Source organism: Acinetobacter sp. OYA S30 (assembly GCF_033599315.1).
GTDB lineage: Bacteria > Pseudomonadota > Gammaproteobacteria > Pseudomonadales > Moraxellaceae > Acinetobacter > Acinetobacter baumannii.
Genome location: NZ_JAWVAV010000099.1, coordinates 1 through 2,061, shown reverse-complemented (window position 1 = coordinate 2,061; position 2,061 = coordinate 1). Strand labels below are relative to the sequence as shown.

The following is a 2,061-nucleotide window of genomic DNA, read 5'->3' as shown; positions in this document are numbered from 1 at the left end:
ATGTGCGCAATAATAGAGGACAAGTGCGCGATTGGCAAGAGAAAAACAGAGAGTTTGCTTTATTTTCAATCAGTTCTTATCAGTATTTCTATAAATTAACCAATTTATGTCATGATTTGTTCATCAAACTGAGATCAGTTGTTCATCTTCTCTACTTAAGTTTAAGACACTCATTGCTTAAAACTTAGGTAATTTTATGTCAGAGAAAATTTCACGCCGAGAATTAATTCAAAAAAGTCTACTCGGTTTTGGGGCTTTATCTATACCTGTTGCTTTTACAGGTTGTAATGATGGCTCAGATGATGAAAGCCCAGAAATACAAGCAGATTTTCTTCATGGTGTCGCAAGCGGGGATCCACTACAAGATAAAGTTATTTTGTGGACACGAGTAACACCGACAGACTCTGGGGTGCGCTTAAAAGTTGTATGGGAAATTTCAACCGATAATCAGTTTAAACAAAATTTAAAGACGGGAATGGTTGAAACAAGCAAGACTGATGACTTTACAGTGAAAGTTGATGCAGCTGGGTTACAAGCAGATACGGTGTACTACTACCGTTTTAAATTTGGTAATAAAGTTTCACCAGTTGGGCAGACGAAAACATTACCAACATCCACCAATAAAGTGAGCTTTGCAGTATGTTCTTGTTCTAACTATCCTGCGGGTTACTTTTATGTTTATCGTGAAATGGCAAAACAGAATGTTGATGTCATTATTCACTTGGGTGACTATATTTATGAATATGGGGCAGATGGCTATGCGACAGAAGATGCAATCAAGCTAGGCCGTAATTTACCTGCCGATAATAATAAAGAAATTATTAAATTAGATGATTACCGCAAACGTTATGCGCTTTATCGTCAAGATAAAGATTTACAAGCAGCTCATCAGCGCCATCCTTTTATTGTGATTTGGGATGACCATGAGTTGGCAAATGATGCTTGGCGTGAGGGGGCGGAAAACCATCAAAGTAATGAAGGGGCCTTTTCGGACCGTAAATTAGCTGCCCTACAAGCCTATTTTGAATGGATGCCAATTCGTCCAGTTTCTAGTACAGATCATTTAAATATTTATCGCCAGTTTAATTTTGGCTCTCTTGTTCAGTTAACCATGCTAGATACGCGTATTATTGCGCGTGATAAGCAGCTTGCATATGCAGACTACATGACGACTACAGGTTTGGATATTGCAAAGTTTCAGGGAGATTTAACTAATCCGGTGCGTACTTTGATGGGGTATACACAAAGAGATTGGTTGGTTGATAAATTAAAGCAATCTACAGCAACATGGAATGTAGTAGGGCAGCAAGTTTTAATGAGTAAAATGTGGATTCCAGCTGAGTTGTTGGCGTCTTTAGGGCAAATTACTTCAGGAGGAACTTCGCCTGATGCGCTTGCTAAGATGAATGCACAAATTACCGAGTTGGTCGCTTTAAAACTTCGTTTACAACAAAATGATCCGACATTAACAGCCCAAGAAAAAGCAAGAATTATGACGGTTGCGCCATATAATCTCGATGCTTGGGATGGTTACTATGCTGAGCGAGAGTTTGTGTACGATAAATTGGCAGAGTTTAATAAAAAGATCATTGTGTTAGCCGGGGATACACATAATGCATGGGCATCTTATTTATATAGCCAGAAAGGGAAATATGTTGGAGTTGAATTAGCGACTAGCTCTGTATCGTCTCCAGGTTTGGAAAAATATTTAAGTATTCCACTGGCTCAGCTTCAACAGTTTGAATTTGCATTTACTACATTAATTGATGAATTGGTTTATTGTAATTTAAATCAACGAGGATATTTGTTGGTTACTCTAGATCAGGTGCAAGTTCATTCTGAGTGGAGATTTGTAGATTCAATTAAAAATACCGAATATCAGATAGATTCAAGCCGACAAAACGATATTGTATTGGATCTAAATTTGATGCCGTTAAAACAAGGTCAAAAGACTGCTTGAAATTATAGAAAATTAGAGGGTTGCTGAGGTAACCCTTTTTTTAGGCATAAAAAAACCAGCTTACGCTGGATTCTTTATGACACCATATTCAGTACTTGAAG

2 protein-coding genes are annotated in these 2,061 nt (G+C 37.7%); both read left to right on the top strand.

Annotated features, from left to right (window positions below; all coding sequences use genetic code 11):
• A partial coding sequence (locus R5R67_RS19235) for a hypothetical protein (RefSeq protein WP_216072189.1) occupies positions 1-188 on the top strand: 188 nt, incomplete at its 5' end.
• A gap of 8 nt (positions 189-196) precedes the next feature.
• Complete coding sequence (locus R5R67_RS19230) at positions 197-1,960, top strand: alkaline phosphatase D family protein (protein WP_001290931.1); 1,764 nt, start codon at positions 197-199, stop codon at positions 1,958-1,960.
• The last annotated feature ends 101 nt before the right edge of the window (positions 1,961-2,061 follow it).